Below are 3,145 nucleotides of genomic sequence, written 5' to 3' on the forward strand. Positions count from 1 at the left end.
CGCACCAGCCCGCCGTACGTCCGCAGGTGAACATCGCCGGCATCATCTTGGGCGGCACTCCGGCGAAGTCCAGAATCACCGCCGCCCAGAACTCGACATTGGTCTCGATGGCCCGGTCGGGCCGGCGCTCCCGCAATTCGGCCAGCGCCGCCTGCTCCAGCGCGACGGCCACCTCGTGGCGGGGTGCTTTCAGCCGTTCGGCGGTGGCCCGCAGCACCCGGGCGCGCGGATCCTCGGCGCGGTACACCCGATGCCCGAAGCCCATCAGCTTCTCGCCGCGGTCCAGGACGCCGCGGACCGTCGCGCGGGCGTCGCCGGAGCGTTCCACGTCCTCGATCATCGGGAGCACCCGGGCCGGTGCCCCGCCGTGCAGCGGGCCGCTCATCGCGCCGATCGCACCGGATAGCGCCGCGGCGACGTCGGCACCGGTCGACGCGATCACCCGGGCGGTGAACGTGGAGGCGTTCATGCCGTGCTCGGCGGCCGACACCCAGTAGGCGTCGATGGCTTCGACATGGCGCGGGTCCGGTTCGCCCTGCCACCGGGTCATGAAGCGTTCGGTGATCGTGGCGCACTCGTCGATCACCCGCTGTGGCACGGCGGGCTGGTAAATGCCGCGCGCGGACTGGGCGACGTAGGACAGCGCCATCACCGATGCGCGCGCCAGCTGATCGCGGGCGGTGGTGTCATCGGTGTCGAGCAGCGGGAAGTAGCCCCAGATCGGCGCCAGCATCGCTAGTCCGGCCTGCACATCGACACGGACATCGCCGGTGTGAATCGGCAGCGGGAACGGCTCGGCCGGCGGCAACCCGTGGCCGAACGTGCCGTCGACCAGCAGCGCCCAGGCCTCGCCGAAGGTGATTCGGCCCACCAGATCCTCGATGTCGACACCGCGGTAGCGCAGCGCGCCGCCGTCCCTGTCCGGTTCGGCGATCTCGGTGGTGAACGCCACCACACCGTCGAGACCGGCTACGAAGTTCTCCGGGACCACAGTCATAGCCAGATTCTTGCACTCCGCCGTCGTCGTCTGGCTACCGGTGGGTAAGGCAGGGACCGAGACGGTAGCGTTGACGCAGTGGTGGGTCCGGACAACGAGCAGCTGGCGGCGATGCGAGTGGAATACCGGTCGGAGAAAGACCACAGCGACGACCTCGACGAAAGCTGGCTCGCTGGGGGTTGGCATGCGTTGTTGCGCAGGTGGATCGGCGATGCCGAACGGGCCGGGGTGGCCGAACCCAACGCCATGGTGCTGGCCACCGTCGAATCGGGCAGACCCGTCAGCCGGTCGGTGCTGTGCAAAAGCCTCGACGAGGCCGGCATCACCTTTTTCACCAATTACGACTCGGCCAAGGGCGCCCAACTGGCCGTCACGGCCTATGCGTCGGCGACTTTCCCGTGGTACCAGCTGGGCCGGCAGTTCCACATCCGCGGCCCGGTGGCCAAGGTCAGTGCAGCGACCACCGCGGACTACTGGATCAAGCGGCCGCGCAATTCCCAGTTGGGTACCTGGGCGTCGCACCAGTCACAGCCGATCGCCTCACGTGACGCATTGCTGAGCCGGTTCGACGAGATGGCTGGGCGTTTCGCCGGATGTGCGGCCGTCCCGGTGCCCCCCAACTGGGGGGGATACCTCATCGCGCCCGACGTTATCGAATTCTGGCAGGGCCGGGAGAACCGGCTGCATAACCGAATTCGCGTCACCTCGGGTCATGTCGAACGCCTGCAGCCTTGAGTCGGTGAGGCTGTTCGGCGACGCCACCTCACTGCGACGCCTTGACTGTTGCCAACTCTGGACCGCCGGAGTTGCGGTTCGGTGTTCTCGGCACTGCCGCTGTCGATGCAGATCGCGGTGCCGGCCTTCACCGGGCACCGAATCGCCGGCACCTCAGGCGGTGTATGACAGATAGCCGCCCCCCTCGGGCACGCTGCCCCGATAACGGCTACCTTCGGATGTTACGCATCCATACCAACGAGACGAAGGGCGCAAAGGGACACTCGTGGCTGAAAACTCCGCAACCGACGACACCGCTACCCTCCGGTACCCGGGAGGCGAGATAGAGCTGCAGATCGCCCACGCCACCGAGGGGTCAGACGGCATAGCGCTCAACTCGCTGCTGACCAAGACCGGGTACACCACGTTCGACGTCGGTTTCGCCAACACCGCGTCCACCAAGAGCGCCATCACCTACATCGACGGCGACAACGGAATCCTGCGCTACCGCGGCTACCCGATCGAGCAGCTCGCCGAGAAATCGACATTCATCGAGGTCAGCTACCTATTGATCCACGGCGAGCTGCCGAGCAACGACCAACTGGCGACGTTCACCCGGCAGATCCAGCGGCACACCATGCTGCACGAAGACCTGAAGCGGTTCTTCGACGGGTTCCCGCGCAATACTCACCCGATGCCGGTGCTGTCCAGCGTGGTCAACGCGCTCTCCGCCTACTACCCGGATTCTCTGGACCCGATGGACAGCGATCAGGTCGAGTTGTCCACGATCCGGCTGCTGGCCAAACTGCCCACCATCGCCGCCTATGCCTACAAGAAGTCGGAGGGCCAGCCGTTCCTGTACCCGGACAACTCGCTGACCCTGGTGGAGAACTTTCTGCGGATGACGTTCGGGTTGCCCGCCGAGCCCTACCAGGTCGACCCCGAGGTGGTCCGCGCGCTCGACATGCTGTTCGTGCTGCACGCCGACCACGAACAGAACTGTTCCACGTCGACGGTGCGTTTGGTGGGCTCGTCGCTGGCGAACCTGTTCACCTCGGTCTCCGGTGGCATCAACGCGCTGTGGGGCCCGCTGCACGGCGGCGCCAACCAGGCGGTGCTGGAGATGCTGGAAAGGGTCCGCGACGAACACGGCAACGTCACCGATTTCGTCCGCAAGGTCAAAAACCGTGAAGACGGCATCAAACTCATGGGTTTCGGCCACCGGGTCTACCGGAACTACGATCCGCGTGCCCGCATCGTCAAAGAGCAGGCCGACAAGATTCTCGGCAAGCTCGGCGGGGACGACGAGTTGCTCGGCATCGCCGTGGAGCTGGAAGAGGCGGCGCTGACCGACGACTATTTCATCGAGCGCAAGCTCTACCCGAACGTCGACTTCTACACCGGCCTGATCTATCGCGCCATCGGCTTCCCGCC

The 3,145-nt window shown here is 66.1% G+C and carries 3 protein-coding genes; 2 read left to right on the forward strand and 1 reads right to left on the reverse strand.

Going from position 1 to position 3,145, the window contains the following annotated elements:
- A partial coding sequence (locus AC2VON_RS04180) for a citrate synthase 2 (protein WP_486951808.1) occupies positions 1 to 997 on the reverse strand: 997 nt, incomplete at its 3' end.
- Between the two features lie 78 nt (positions 998 to 1,075).
- On the opposite strand from AC2VON_RS04180, the gene pdxH reads away from it, so the two are divergent.
- Together pdxH and AC2VON_RS04190 are read left to right on the forward strand one after the other, a co-directional pair.
- Positions 1,076 to 1,732, forward strand: coding sequence for a pyridoxamine 5'-phosphate oxidase (gene pdxH, locus AC2VON_RS04185; RefSeq protein ID WP_486951809.1), 657 nt, complete (start codon positions 1,076 to 1,078; stop codon positions 1,730 to 1,732).
- A gap of 265 nt (positions 1,733 to 1,997) precedes the next feature.
- On the forward strand, positions 1,998 to 3,145 hold a 1,148-nt coding region (locus tag AC2VON_RS04190), incomplete at its 3' end, for a citrate synthase (protein ID WP_486951810.1).

Source organism: Mycobacterium sp. TH-M82 (genome assembly GCF_057473605.1).